Genomic DNA, 13,302 nt, shown 5'->3' with positions numbered 1-13,302 from the left:
GGGGCTCCCTTTAGTGGGAGCCTTTTTATAGTGGGTAAGATATGAGTGAATATGTTCTTTATGAATTTTTGAGGGAGTTTGAAATGATCGTTTGATTTACACGTTTTTGAAGTCTTGTAAATTTAGAGGCTGTTGATTTACACGTTTTCGATTTCTTGTAATTTTGAACGGCCTTGGTTTACACGTTTTTGAAGTCTTGTAAATTTGAAGGCTGTTGATTTACACGTTTCTGATTTCTTGTAAATCTAGAGGTTGTTGATTTACACGTTTCTTAAGTCTTGTAAATTTAGAGGCTGTTGATTTACACGTTTTCGTTTTCTTGTAATTTTGAAGAGCCTTGGTTTACACGTTTTCGTTTTCTTGTAATTTTGAACGGCCTTGGTTTACACGTTTTTGAAGTCTTGTAAATTTGAAGGCTGTTGATTTACACGTTTCTGCAGTCTTGTAAATTTGGAGGGCCTTGGTTTACACGTTTTTGAAGTCTTGTAATTTTAGAGGCTGTTGATTTACACGTTTCTGCAGTCTTGTAAATTTGAAGGCCTTTGATTTACACGTTTCTGATTTCTTGTAATAGAAGGTGTAATACTTATGTTTATCACGTTTCTACTTTCTTGATAAACCGACCCCCTGCTCCATCCTAATTTACCGCTACAATACTTAAGCTCAACTGAACTATAGGCATAGCCTATGATTTTCAAAAAACACAAACAATAGAAAAACCTTCATTGAAAGCGCAACTACGCTCAATGAAGGTTTCTTTATTTTATGCTAAATATGATTCTAACATCCAAACGTGTTTATCGATGCTTGTTTGCATACCGATGAACATATCTTCTGAAACGTCATCGCCTGCTTCACCAGCAACTTCAATCGCATGTGATAATTGTTTAGAAATATTCTTAAAGTCTTCCGCTAAGACTTCAACCATTTTTTCAGCAGTTAAATGTTTATCTGCTTCGTCGACAATTGAAAGATCTAAAGCTTCACGAAGCGTGCCTACCGGGTTACCGCCTACAGCTAAAATACGTTCTGCAAGTTCATCTACGTATTGACTTGCTTCATTATATAACTCTTCAAACTTCGTATGAAGTGCGAAGAAGTTCGGTCCTTTAACATACCAATGGAAATTGTGTAATTTAGTATATGCAACAGTCCAGTTTGCTACTTGTTGGTTTAATGCTTCTACTACTTGATTTTGATTAGACATAATTGATTAACTCCTTTGCTACTTTGTAATAGTTATTATATTATAATTATTCTAATCTGTAAACACTAAACACCTATTTATTTATAATTATTCTAATTTAGACAAAGCCTCATCTACGACTTCACGTTCTGGCATACCGCTTTGTGCGCCAACTGCAGTAACCGCATATCCCGCAGCTACATTTGAAAACCGTATCGCTTGCTCTAGCGTTTTATTCTCAGTTAACGCTACCGCTAAAGCACTGTTAAACGTGTCGCCAGCACCAGTCGTATCAACAACATTCACATCGTATGCCGGAATGACTTTTAAACTATAATCCCAATATACCGCACCTTCGTCACCACGCGTTACAATCAACTTCCGAGGTAATTGCTTGAGCGTGATAGATTGTGCATCACAAAATAACTGATCATGTTCATTCTCATTTGGCGTTAAATACGTGACTTTTTCTATCAATTCACGCGGTAGCTCACGAAACGGCGCTGGATTCAAGATAACCTTAAAGTCCTTTTCAGAGGCAAAACGAATCACCGCCTCAACAGTCTCACTTGGAATTTCCTGTTGAATAAGCAGAACGTCCCCCGCTTCAAACCTTTCAAGTTTAGGCAAAACGCTATCTGGAGTCACATGATGATTAGCTGCAGGCACGACAATAATGCGGTTGTCATTGTCAAAGAGGGTAATATGCGCGGTACCGGAATGCGCGTTCTCAATCACATCGATCAAGGAGGTGTCGACGCCGTGATGATTAAAGTTAGCAATAATCTCCTGACCAAAGTCATCATCGCCGACAGCACCAATCATATAAACCTCACCGCCGAGTTTAGCTGCAGCAACCGCTTGATTCGCGCCCTTACCACCAGGCGTCGTGACAAATGACGTCCCAAGTACCGTCTGACCTTGCTCTGGAATTGTATCCGTCTCAACCACAAGGTCCATTGAGGCGCTTCCAACGACTATAATTCGATTCATACGTTTACGACCTTTCTGATTACGCTTTATCTTCAGTGAAAAAAGCGCGCTCTTCTTTAGTAGGTTGGTGCCATTCCGCATGCCACATCTTATCACGGTTATTCGCAAATAAATTATAGCCGAAATCACGAATTGGTTTCGGAATCATCCATAACGCATACCCTAATAATTTAAACGAAGATAATGATTTGATAAGATGCGCAATCGCAGTAGATTTATAATATAAGTGGTCACCTTCTTGCACGATGACACTATTACGATTTTTAGCTTCAGGGTGCAGGTCAAATAAATGCTGTGCAGCGTCACCTTTTAAAGACATGATTTCATAGTGCTTTGGTAAGCCATTCTGAATCAACCAAATAGCGAAATTGTAACAATACACACAATTTTTATCATAATAAATAATTGCCATAGTCCATCACCTTTCAAATTGAGTTTAACTTCATTATACGTTGTCGCCTATAGATGCTCAATCAACTCCTATATACCCTGTTGTGTGATACACAGACACGCTTAGTTTTCTCTTTTTGAAAAGCCCTCTAAGTTTACGGTTTGACAGGGCCGCTTCGAAAGCCTTTGTTCAATCACAATCCCTCCTCTTGAAAAGCTCTCTAAGATAACGCTCTAATTGGGCCACTTAGTTAACCTTTGTTCAATCGCAATCCCTCCTCTTGAAAAGCCCTCTAAGATTACGGTTTGACAGGGGCCAATTCGAAGCCTTCGTTCTATTCCATTTCCCCATCCTTAAAAGCTCTCTAAGAAACCTTAGTTTCTTCTGTTTCATAAAGCTTCAACTTTCTCTTCTTAAGAAGTTTCAATCAGTACGCTCTGACTATGCCACTACGAATTCCCTTGAAAAGTCTCAATTCACCACGTTTCGAAAAGACTTTTGAAAAAAGCAAGTTATCGCCGCAAAACCTTACCTATCATCGACTCGCGCACAAACCCCTCACTAAACACAAATAAGCTGGAACACGGGCGTGTCCCAACTTCTACATATATTAAGCCATTTTTTGTTCTTCAATAAAATGTGCTTTTTCAGATTCAGTTAATTTAATAATCTTGAAGCCAATGTAACCATAGATGATTGAGATAATTGGCACGAGATAGTTTAGAATCGCGAACGGTGCGTATTCTGCAACACCAACACCTAAAGTAGTCGCTATAAATACACCACATGTATTCCATGGTACAAATACTGACGTTAACGTACCGCCATCTTCAAGTGCACGTGATAAGTTCTTAGGATGTAAGTCATACTTCACAAAAGTCGCTGCGTACATACGTGAAGGTACAATGATTGAAATATATTGTTCTGAACACGTTACGTTCGTACCTACACAAGATACGATAACTGAAGCAATTAAAGAACCTGTGTTCTTCGCAAACTTTAAGATAACTGTAATTAAAGCCTTTAACATACCTGAGTACTCAAGTAGTCCACCGAATGTCATCGCAACAAGCGTTAATGAAATCGTGTAGAACATCGATTCCAGTCCACCACGGTTAAATAATTCATCAACTAATTTATTGCCTGACTCAAGTTTATAACCTGTTTGTAATGCTGTAACCGCTTGTTCTAAGTTATCCCCTTGAACAAAGATTTGCGCAAAGAAGCCTAATATAATACCCACTACAATTGCCGGTATTGCTGGCATCTTAAACATAACTAAGATGATAACGATGATTGGAATCAAGATTAACCAAGGTGATATCGTGAAGGACTTTTCCATGGCACCCATAATCTTATCAATCTTGTCGTTGTTTAAATGATCCTTACCATACACCTGACCAAGCACGAAGAAAGCAATCAAACTGATCACTAACGCTGGAACAGTTGTATAGAACATATGTTTAATGTGGTCGAATAAATCTACGCCAGATAATCCACTCGCTAAGTTCGTCGTATCTGAGAGCGGGCTCATCTTATCACCGAAATATGAACCTGAAATGACTGCTCCAGCAACCATACCTGGTGATAACCCCATACTTAAACCAATACCCATCGAAGCGACACCAACCGTAGCCATTGTAGACCAACTACTACCAATTGCGAGCGCAACGATACCACAAATTAGCACGACCACTGCTAGAAAATATGTAGGCGAAATTAATTTAAGTCCGTAATAAATCATCGAAGCGACAACACCACTACCTATCCATGAACCGATAATTAAACCAACTAATAAAATAATGACGATGGCTGGAAGTGCATGACGGATCCCCTTATACATCATCTCTTCCACTTCATCCCATTTATAGCCGTGGCACATCGCTACAATAATTGCTACAGAAGTACCGATAATTAAAGGCATGTGTGGTGCTTGTTTTAAAACAACTACTGTAAAAAGCATGCATCCGATCATAATCGCTAAAGTTAACAATGCATACCATACATTAATATTCTTTTTCTTAAACTCCAATTTTCCCATCCCCTTGTCTAACTAATATGTTTAGTATAACGATTAAAAGTGTTAAATACAAGATGAATTTTCATAATATTCATATTATTAAGTAAAATTGATGGAAATTAAATCATATTCTGATTGAGTTAAGAATATTATTATAAATATAATCGAATTAGTCCTAATGTTTAGCACTTTCACCCATAAAAAAAATACCTAGCACGTGTTGAAATTTCAACTACGTGCTAGGTATATCTCTTAATGATTAACTTTGATAATACGCGTATATTTTAGAAATTGCTCGGAATACTTAGACTTAATCGTGTCAGCGGAATCGTAAGTCACACCAATAATGTGCCAGTTAGGATTAAAGTGATAGAACGAATCTTTCTGCTTACTCCATTTAACCATCTTTCCAGTTTTGTCATAACGCGGTAACGTCATTTCGTAACCTTCTAAAACATTGATATACGTTTGGAAAATTTCAGGATCAATGCGATCAAATTGATCAATGACTAAAAAGCTACGATCCGTTCTAGGCATTAACTTGGTGATAAAACCTTCTCTATAGTAAAGTGCGCCTGTCTCGTTCGGTAAATAACACCCATATAACATTTCTTCACTGAAATCTTTATGACCTGTCGTAAATACAGGATTCGCTTTCGTCTTCTGAAGTAAAGTTTCAGACGCTTTTAATCCTTCTTCTTTTTTATCAACCATTAATAAGATAAATGGTTTCAACTGGTCATCGTTGTCGTTAGCAAACGCTTGTCTTTGAGAGACTTGAGAGAAGTTCTCTTTGAGACCACCGTTTTCACTCATTTCAAGTATCGCATTGTATTGAGACTTCGTTAAACTAGCGATAGCTTGCTTCGCATTTTCCTGTAAGAAATAAAGATTCTTAAGTTTAGGATGCTTGTTTAAAGCAAATAATGAAATTGGTTCAATATCTTGTTCATAAATCACTTCTATAGCCGTGCTATTCGTGCGACCTTGAATCGGTGGTTTATCATGAATATGAGCACTCACTTCACCAGTTCCAATAACGGATTGATTCGCAAACTTATTATAGAAGATCACTTTATCTCCAATTTCAAGTTGCGTGTAATTGTAGTAGCCGTTACGTTTAATACCGTTAATCGTATGGGTATAAATCGTGTACTTTTCACCTGAAGTGAAGTCATCTGTTTCAGATAAGAAATAGTATTTCGGAATTTGAAGTTGGCCGCTTCCTAAGCCATAAATAATATCAAATTCTTCTTTAGAAATTTTATTAAATAATGTTTCTTTCATATTATTGATTCTAAATTCTAAACGTTCACTGCGTTTAAGATAATCCGCAGAGATACGATAGAATGATTCATTAAATTTAAATTGTACATGTGTCTTATTGGATGCACCTGTTTCAACACGAGTAATTTCACCACAACCTAATAAACAGGCATTTGTTTGAACTTGATAAAAGATCACTTTATCGCCTACTTGAGCTTGTTTAAATGCTCTGTAACCTTGACTCGGATTAAAATGTGCACCTGATTCAAATGTTGTCGTTTGACCTTCAAGTGGTTCATTATGATTAAAGCGATTATAACCACAGTTTAGCCAAAAGTAATTTGTTTCCAAACCCATTGAAATACTCCCTTGTATGTCGTTTTATTCATTCTATTTTACTTATTATAAAGGTTAATGTGAGACACGACAATTGTTAAATCATGCCCATTAAAAATAAACTTAGGAAACTTGTTAATATCACGACAAGCCACGTGACTAAACCAAGCATAATCGGTTTCATACCTGACGCTTTTAACTGTTTAAAGTTCACAGATAAACCAATTCCAGCTAGCGCCATACTGATTAAGAACGTTGCGATCGTTTTAAATACATTGATCCATTCCTCTGAGAAGCCAAACAGCGTACTAATCAATGATGCAAATAAGAAATAAAGTATAAACCAAGGAAAAATCTTCTTAATTGAAACGTTAGACGCTTGTGCCTTTTCACGCTGATACATACGATACGTAAAAAATAGTACAACTGGAATAATCATTAATGTACGCGTCAATTTAACTACTGTGCCGTATGTTAACGCTTCATCGCCGTAATTAGCCGCTGCCGCTACAACACTTGATGTGTCGTTAATAGCCGTACCACTGAAGTAGCCAAACGTCTCTTGTGACATATGAAGTAAATGGCCTAACGGTGGAAAAATAATGACCGCGAGTAAGTTAAAGAGAAATACCGTTGAAATCGCGTACGCAATTTCTTGTTCCTTTGCTTTAATAACTGGACTTGTAGCTGCAATTGCTGAACCCCCACATATTGCAGTACCTACACCTACTAAAATACTTAAATGTTTATCAATATGAAAAACCTTCATTAAGATGTAAACAGCTAAAAATGCACTTATTAAAGTAATCAGTATAATAGGTAAAGATTTCAAACCAGTTTGACCGATTTGATTAAAAATTAATGTAAAACCGAGACATATAATACTGTAATGAAGAATTTTCTTACTGCTGAATTTAATGCCCTTTTCAAAGGACTTTGGAATACGCATCGTATTATTGATAATAATACCGATGATGATTGCGAATATCGCACTGCCTACTAGAGGTAAAAAGTGTCCTAAAATCGTAGCCAGTATCGCAATTGAAAGTGTTAATAAGATACCTCTCAATTTGTTCATACAAAAACCTCCAATACCGTATAGTTTATCATAAACATATTTCAAAACTGATACATATATCAGAGGTTCTATTTAAATTAAGTTGAATTTAATGAATATATGAATAATTGCCAACTTCACTAGCTGGAATCGTACGTGTCGACATAATGCCAGGTGGGTTATTGAAATTCATTTCTGAAACGACTAAACTACCATCAGCATTGATACGCTCGATGAAGGCTACATGACCCGCCCAACCAGCAGTTGTATGAAGAATCGCACCTACTTCAGGTGTTCCATTAACAAGGAAACCATTTTGACTTGCTGCATTCGCCCAGTTATTCGCGTTACCCCAGAACTGACCAATTGTACGACCGATTTCTTGTCGGTGGTTGAATACATGATAAGTACAATTTCCCCAAGCATACGTATTGTTTAAAAATTGACGATTTTGATTCGTAACCGACGTTACAGGCGTTGTGACAACTGGTTGAACAGGAGTAGAAACAGGTGTCGTTTGAACAACAGGTTCTACGTTCGGTTTAACACTAGGTTGTGGTGCTGGTGTTTCAACTTTCGGAACCGCTTCTCGCTTCACTCGAACTTTCTTAATAACCGGCTTCGTCGCAGGTTTTTCTACAACATGCTCAGTAGTTTGAGATTGTACATTTTCAACCTTAACAACAGGTACTTCAGGTTGTTGAACGTTTACGTCTTGACGTTTAACGTATGTCTTCTTAACGATAGGTGCTACTTGAACTTCAGGTTTTACGACCTCAGGTTGAGGTTGAACTTGAGGTGTTTGAACCAGCACGTTTTCAACCTTAGTTTGATCATTTTGACTCACTTTAAGTGCTGCACTTTCTGAAAGTCGTTTACGATTCAGGTAATTCGTTACCGCTTGCTTAAGTGTTAAACGTTTTGGAACTTGCGCTACTTCGACATGGCGTCTTACTTTACGAACTTTCTTAACACCAACTTTAGCTTTTGGGGCTTTTGCAACATGGGTAACTTGAGAAGTTGTTGTCAGACTTAATTGTTGTCCAGGATGAATAAGTGAAGATGATAAGTGATTATTTCTCATAATGTCATGGTAATTCATGTTAAATCTTCTACCGATATCAAATAACGTATCTCCTGCTTTAACGGTATAAACATTTGGTGCATGACTATTTTTATAGACATGTCCATTGTCTTTAGAATGAATGGATGGCACACTCAGATACTGATTGACATAAATTGTATCGCCAGTTAAACCATTCATTTCTTTTAACTTTGCAACAGAAGTATGGTAGCTTTGAGCAATACCCCAAAGTGTGTCTCCCGCTTTAACTTTATAAGATGTAGCAGCTTCTGACTCAGATACAGCTGCTACGCCAGCAATAATTGATGTTGTGAACAATGATGTAAGAACTTTTTGCTTCAAAAGGATAACCTCCATTTTTACTGTATCATCTACACACTCATTATAATATAAAATCACTTTTATATTTGTTACAATTACATTTCATTTTATATACAAATTCTGCACAAAAAAATAGACAAGGCATAAAAAATTGCCTTGCCGACTCAAGAATTATATAAAACTAATGATTAAAGTCAGTTCACCTTCAAAGACATTGTCTAAGTTCTCAGACGTTAAAATAAAGTGATCACCTTTTTTAATATCATTTATAACGCCGTCCGATATCACTTGTCCTTCACCTTCAAGTACAGTTACTAAACAAAACTCTCTCGGCTTCATATAATTTAAAGTGCCACTAATTTCCCATTTAGAAACCGTAAAGAATTCATTGTTTACAAACGTTGTTCGCTTTTGATTCTCAATAATATCCGTTTCAGGAATCACATTAGGACTTTCGTTACCTAGCGTAATCACGTCTTTACTTTTATCAAGATGTAAATCTCGTTTATTACCATCTTTATCAACACGATCATAATCATAAATACGGTAAGTCGTATCAGAAGATTGTTGTGTTTCAAGAATCATAATACCTTCACCAATGCCATGTACCGTACCTGCTGGCACATAGTAAAATTCGCCAGGTTTCACATTAATCTTCTTAAACAATTGATCAAAGTCTTGGTTATCAATCATCTCATTAAGCGATGCCTTATCCGTTGCAGTAGTACCATAAATAATTTCAGCATCTTCTTTAGCATCAATAATATACCAACATTCCGTTTTACCAAATTCACCGTTTTCATGTTCATATGCATAATTATCATCCGGATGCACTTGCACAGATAACTTATCATGCGCATCTAAAATTTTAGTCAATAATGGGAAACGTTTAGATGGGAAATCACCAAATAATTCTCGATGCGACGCCCACACCTCATCTAACGTCTGTCCTTTAAATGGTCCTTGAATAATTTTATTCGCGCCATTAGGTAATGCTGAAATACCCCAACATTCACCCGTATGATCACTCGGAATATCATAATTAAATTGTTTAAGACGGCTACCGCCCCATATGCGCTCTTGGAAGATAGGTTCTAAAAATAAAGGCATAGACTCACTCCAATCTTTATGTAATTTCCATTGCTCTGGTTGTGTCTATTAAATAAAGAAATGTTTCCTTATGTATCATCATATATTACTATGTAAATTTAAATTTTTTATAAAACTTATAAACCGAATACTTCTATTGCGATTGTACCACATTTAAATTTGTTATGAGTAGTTAAATTTAACACGCAACCCTTATATCATGCATCTTTACAAAACCTTAACGTTCACAACTTCTACAAAATAAAACAGGGTACGAGCGTGTAAATCGTCAATGACTTCACGCACTCGCCCCTTTAATATCTAACATTTAATCATTAATTTTTCCTACTTTTCCTTATTGAAAAGCCCTCTAAGATAAACTACCGATTCCTAAATATGCTTTAACAACGTTTCCTTAACATCATTTAAATGCTGCTTCATATGCTTAGATGCAAGCTCAGGATCCCCTTTTAATATCGCTTCAAGTATATCCACATGTTCTTGATATAATTTTTCCTGAGTCTTTTGCTGATGATACATAAACATCTTTCGTGTTTCCATCATCGTGTGTTGCATCAAATCAGAAATATTCTCAAGTAACTCATATAACAGTTTATTATGCGAAGCTTTCGCAATCGATAAGTGAAATTTAAGATCACCTTCTTCACCTGAGTAACCCTTTTGGACAGCCTTCTCCATAATCTTAAGCGCATCTTTCATTTGCTTGATATCAGCCTCAGTGTGTCTAGATGAAGCATAATACGCCGTCGCATATTCAACAACATGACGCAGCTCAAGTAAATCTTCAATATCCTTCCTTGAAAAGTCATCTTGCTGCAACTCAAAAAATGTCGGTTCCTTTTGCTTCACAAAGGTACCATAACCGTGCTTAATCTCAATTAAGCCTATCATACGAAGTGCATTAAGTGCCTCACGAACTGAAGCAACACTCACCCCGTAATTCTGAGATAACGTTTGAATAGATGGTAGTTTATGACCAGGCTCAAGTTCACCTGATTTAATTTGTTTAATAATTACATTCGCGATTTGCTCGTATATTTTTTCGTTAGAAATCTTCATAATTACCTCCGTAAGTTATAGCTATTATATCAAATTTTGGAGGCTTAATTATAAAGGTTTCGTAATTTTATCATTTATGATTCATTAAATTTCGTTAGTGCTTCTTTGATTGGCATATCACCATTTAATACTTGGAATTCTTGGCGCTCAGGTTGTCCAGTCGTAACAATTTCACTAAGCACTTGCGCAACGTTACTTCTAGAAACTTCGCGTTCCACTTGGTCTTCCTTTTCAAAAGGAAATTTAATAAACACTTCGCCAGTGCCGTCTTCGTCTGTTAAAGCACCTGGGTGCACAATAGAATAATTGAGTGATGATTGTTTTAAATACGTATCCGCATAATGTTTCGCAATGGTATATGGTTTAAGCGGTTCATAATCATCGAAAGCTTCACGTCTTGAATCATAAGTTGAAACCATCACATAACGTTTAATATCTGATGCTTCGCTCGCTTTCATCGTTTTCACAGCACCATCTAGATCAACAATAAGCGTTTGGTCGTCTCCAGTACTTCCACCAGAGCCTACTGAAAAGACAACTTGATCATAGTCTTTAAATTTAGACGTCAATGTTTCAATATCATCTTTTTCTACATCTACAAGTGTCGCTGCAATACCCGCTTCTTTAAGTGCTTGAAGTTGTGATTCACTTCTAACACCTGCTGTAAATTGAGCATCTTGTTTCTTTAAAGCATCAACTAATAAGCGACCTACGCCGCCATTAGCGCCTAAAACTAGCGTACGCATCGAATCATTCCTTTCTTTAAGATTGTACAAGTATTCTAAATCAAATGAATACTTATGTCATTTAATTGATTTATGAGATTAATCGTACTATCATATGAATATATTTTCATATGAAAGGATATCAATATGTATCACCACTCACAGATTAAACATGTTTCTAAATTCTTTAAAGTATTAAGCGATGAAAACCGCTTACGCATGATGTTGCTTTTGCTAGAAGAACCATGTAGTGTCGGACACATTTCACATACACTTAAGCTTTCTCAAAGCGCAGTGTCGCATCAATTGAAACTTATGAGAGAACATCATTTAGTGATAGGTAATCGCTCTGGCAAGTCCATGATATACGAGATTTCTGATCACCATGTCAAGACGTTGATTAACCAAACCTTTACGCATCTTAATCATTCTGAGTGGGAGGTTGATGACAATGAGTGAACATCATCACGTTCATACTAATAATAAGAAAGTGCTCGCGTTGTCAGTCATCCTAATCGGTGGCTTTATGATCATAGAGTGTATCGGCGGATTCCTAACAGGCAGTCTCGCCTTATTATCCGACAGTGTTCACATGTTAAGTGATACCGTCTCACTTCTCGTTGCACTTCTTGCATTTATCTTCGCTGAGAAAAAGGCCAATACGGATAAAACGTATGGTTACAAGCGTTTCGAAATTCTCGCTGCGCTGTTCAACGGCGTAACATTGATAATCATTAGTGTCTTTATCATCATCGAAGCAATTAAACGTTTCTTTTATCCACCTGAAATCATGTCTCTTGAGATGTTCTGGATCAGTGTAATTGGTCTCGTGATTAACGTTATCGTTGCGATGTTAATGTTTAAAGGTGGCGATACGAAACATAATATTAATATGAAAGGTGCATTTCTACATGTAATTGGGGACCTCCTCGGCTCTATCGGCGCAATTATTGCAGCACTACTTATCTTTGCTTTCAATGTTGTGATTGCTGATACCATTGCGAGCCTTATCGTAGCGCTATTAATCCTTAGAAGTGGATGGTCGATTACTCAAACAAGTATCAACATTCTAATGGAAGGTACCCCTAAAGAAGTTGACGTTGAAGCGGTATTTGAAACGATTCTCACATATGAAGAAATTAAAAGTGTACATGACTGTCATGTTTGGAGTATTACGAGTGGCGTCAATGCATTAAGTTGTCATGCTACTGTATCACAAGACTTGAGTACGTCTGAGGGCGAAGCTTTGTTAAATGATATTGAATCATCTTTAAAAGCACTTCATATTCATCACATGACCATTCAGCTCGAAACAATCAATCATCAACATGACGATAATTTCTTATGCACGCACATTCATTGATAATTTCACATTTTATAAATAAGCACTTAATTAGAATACCTATGTTATTGATTTTCAAAAAGTCTTACTTTTGATATTGTATTACTATCACACAAAAGGAGTGCTTATATTGTTTTCATTTCATAAAGCATTTTTGAGAAATGCTAAAAGCGCGATTCCAACATTGATTTTAAGTATTATAATTTTTTCTTTATTAATCGGTTTACTTAAAATGTTATATCAACTCGCCTATCGTGGTGTCGTAATGCCACTCATTTTATTCCCATTAATGATGGGTCAATTAGATCCAGTTAAAATGGTATTAGGCATTATAGGTATCATCATAGCTATATTGATACTTTATACATTAGTCATTGTACCGTTAGTATCCGGACTCACTTATATATTTAAG

The 13,302-nt window shown here is 36.5% G+C and carries 13 protein-coding genes; 3 read left to right on the top strand and 10 right to left on the bottom strand.

Annotated features, from left to right (window positions below; genetic code table 11):
- Positions 1 to 763: 763 nt before the first annotated feature.
- From A33S_RS0111110 to A33S_RS0111065, 10 genes are all read right to left on the bottom strand, one after another.
- Positions 764 to 1,207, bottom strand: coding sequence for a Dps family protein (locus tag A33S_RS0111110; RefSeq protein ID WP_009384942.1), 444 nt, complete (start codon positions 1,205 to 1,207; stop codon positions 764 to 766).
- An 87-nt stretch (positions 1,208 to 1,294) separates the two neighbouring features.
- On the bottom strand, positions 1,295 to 2,179 hold the full coding sequence (gene rbsK, locus A33S_RS0111105; protein WP_026049020.1) for a ribokinase: 885 nt from the start codon (positions 2,177 to 2,179) through the stop codon (positions 1,295 to 1,297).
- Between the two features lie 19 nt (positions 2,180 to 2,198).
- The gene (locus tag A33S_RS0111100; RefSeq protein ID WP_017176872.1) at positions 2,199 to 2,591 is read right to left on the bottom strand and encodes a thiol-disulfide oxidoreductase DCC family protein; all 393 of its coding nucleotides are present in this window, start codon (positions 2,589 to 2,591) and stop codon (positions 2,199 to 2,201) included.
- A gap of 589 nt (positions 2,592 to 3,180) precedes the next feature.
- A complete protein-coding gene (nhaC, locus tag A33S_RS0111095; RefSeq protein WP_026049019.1) occupies positions 3,181 to 4,611 on the bottom strand; it encodes a Na+/H+ antiporter NhaC in 1,431 nt (476 codons plus the stop codon).
- A 231-nt stretch (positions 4,612 to 4,842) separates the two neighbouring features.
- Positions 4,843 to 6,213 carry an EVE domain-containing protein gene (locus A33S_RS0111090; protein WP_009384946.1) on the bottom strand — a complete coding sequence of 457 codons (1,371 nt, stop codon included), beginning with the start codon at positions 6,211 to 6,213 and terminating at the stop codon, positions 4,843 to 4,845.
- A 76-nt stretch (positions 6,214 to 6,289) separates the two neighbouring features.
- A complete protein-coding gene (locus A33S_RS0111085) occupies positions 6,290 to 7,270 on the bottom strand; it encodes a YeiH family protein (protein WP_017176871.1) in 981 nt (326 codons plus the stop codon).
- Positions 7,271 to 7,358: 88 nt separating this feature from the next.
- A complete protein-coding gene (locus A33S_RS11950; protein WP_017176870.1) occupies positions 7,359 to 8,675 on the bottom strand; it encodes a LysM peptidoglycan-binding domain-containing protein in 1,317 nt (438 codons plus the stop codon).
- A 150-nt stretch (positions 8,676 to 8,825) separates the two neighbouring features.
- Complete coding sequence (manA, locus tag A33S_RS0111075; RefSeq protein WP_009384951.1) at positions 8,826 to 9,764, bottom strand: mannose-6-phosphate isomerase, class I; 939 nt, start codon at positions 9,762 to 9,764, stop codon at positions 8,826 to 8,828.
- Positions 9,765 to 10,133: 369 nt separating this feature from the next.
- A complete protein-coding gene (locus A33S_RS0111070; RefSeq protein ID WP_009384952.1) occupies positions 10,134 to 10,823 on the bottom strand; it encodes a FadR/GntR family transcriptional regulator in 690 nt (229 codons plus the stop codon).
- Positions 10,824 to 10,897: 74 nt separating this feature from the next.
- Positions 10,898 to 11,569 (bottom strand): SDR family oxidoreductase, encoded by a 672-nt coding sequence (locus A33S_RS0111065; protein ID WP_009384953.1) that lies wholly within the window; start codon positions 11,567 to 11,569, stop codon positions 10,898 to 10,900.
- A 126-nt stretch (positions 11,570 to 11,695) separates the two neighbouring features.
- Here A33S_RS0111065 and A33S_RS0111060 point away from each other — a divergent pair, with 126 nt between their 5' ends.
- The 3 genes from A33S_RS0111060 to A33S_RS12385 form a co-directional block, all read left to right on the top strand.
- Complete coding sequence (locus A33S_RS0111060; RefSeq protein ID WP_009384954.1) at positions 11,696 to 12,007, top strand: ArsR/SmtB family transcription factor; 312 nt, start codon at positions 11,696 to 11,698, stop codon at positions 12,005 to 12,007.
- Positions 12,000 to 12,911: a cation diffusion facilitator family transporter gene (locus A33S_RS0111055; protein WP_009384955.1), complete on the top strand. Its 912-nt coding sequence runs from the start codon at positions 12,000 to 12,002 to the stop codon at positions 12,909 to 12,911. Before A33S_RS0111060 ends, A33S_RS0111055 begins: the two co-directional genes overlap by 8 nt.
- A 109-nt stretch (positions 12,912 to 13,020) precedes the next feature.
- Positions 13,021 to 13,302, top strand: a 282-nt coding sequence (locus A33S_RS12385) for a hypothetical protein (protein ID WP_026049017.1), incomplete at its 3' end; no start/stop codon positions are given.

This window comes from Staphylococcus massiliensis CCUG 55927 (genome assembly GCF_000298075.1).
Classification (GTDB): Bacteria; Bacillota; Bacilli; order Staphylococcales; family Staphylococcaceae; genus Staphylococcus; species Staphylococcus massiliensis.
This window is presented reverse-complemented; position numbering and strand designations above follow the sequence as displayed.

Bases quoted from the DNA above. Each gene is read 5' to 3' on its own strand.
- A33S_RS0111110 (WP_009384942.1), bottom strand. From the start codon at position 1,207: ATGTCTAATCAAAATCAAGTAGTAGAAGCATTAAACCAACAAGTAGCA.
- rbsK (WP_026049020.1), bottom strand. From the start codon at position 2,179: ATGAATCGAATTATAGTCGTTGGAAGCGCCTCAATGGACCTTGTGGTT.
- A33S_RS0111100 (WP_017176872.1), bottom strand. From the start codon at position 2,591: ATGGCAATTATTTATTATGATAAAAATTGTGTGTATTGTTACAATTTC.
- nhaC (WP_026049019.1), bottom strand. From the start codon at position 4,611: ATGGGAAAATTGGAGTTTAAGAAAAAGAATATTAATGTATGGTATGCA.
- A33S_RS0111090 (WP_009384946.1), bottom strand. From the start codon at position 6,213: ATGGGTTTGGAAACAAATTACTTTTGGCTAAACTGTGGTTATAATCGC.
- A33S_RS0111085 (WP_017176871.1), bottom strand. From the start codon at position 7,270: ATGAACAAATTGAGAGGTATCTTATTAACACTTTCAATTGCGATACTG.
- manA (WP_009384951.1), bottom strand. From the start codon at position 9,764: ATGCCTTTATTTTTAGAACCTATCTTCCAAGAGCGCATATGGGGCGGT.
- A33S_RS0111070 (WP_009384952.1), bottom strand. From the start codon at position 10,823: ATGAAGATTTCTAACGAAAAAATATACGAGCAAATCGCGAATGTAATT.
- A33S_RS0111065 (WP_009384953.1), bottom strand. From the start codon at position 11,569: ATGCGTACGCTAGTTTTAGGCGCTAATGGCGGCGTAGGTCGCTTATTA.
- A33S_RS0111060 (WP_009384954.1), top strand. From the start codon at position 11,696: ATGTATCACCACTCACAGATTAAACATGTTTCTAAATTCTTTAAAGTA.
- A33S_RS0111055 (WP_009384955.1), top strand. From the start codon at position 12,000: ATGAGTGAACATCATCACGTTCATACTAATAATAAGAAAGTGCTCGCG.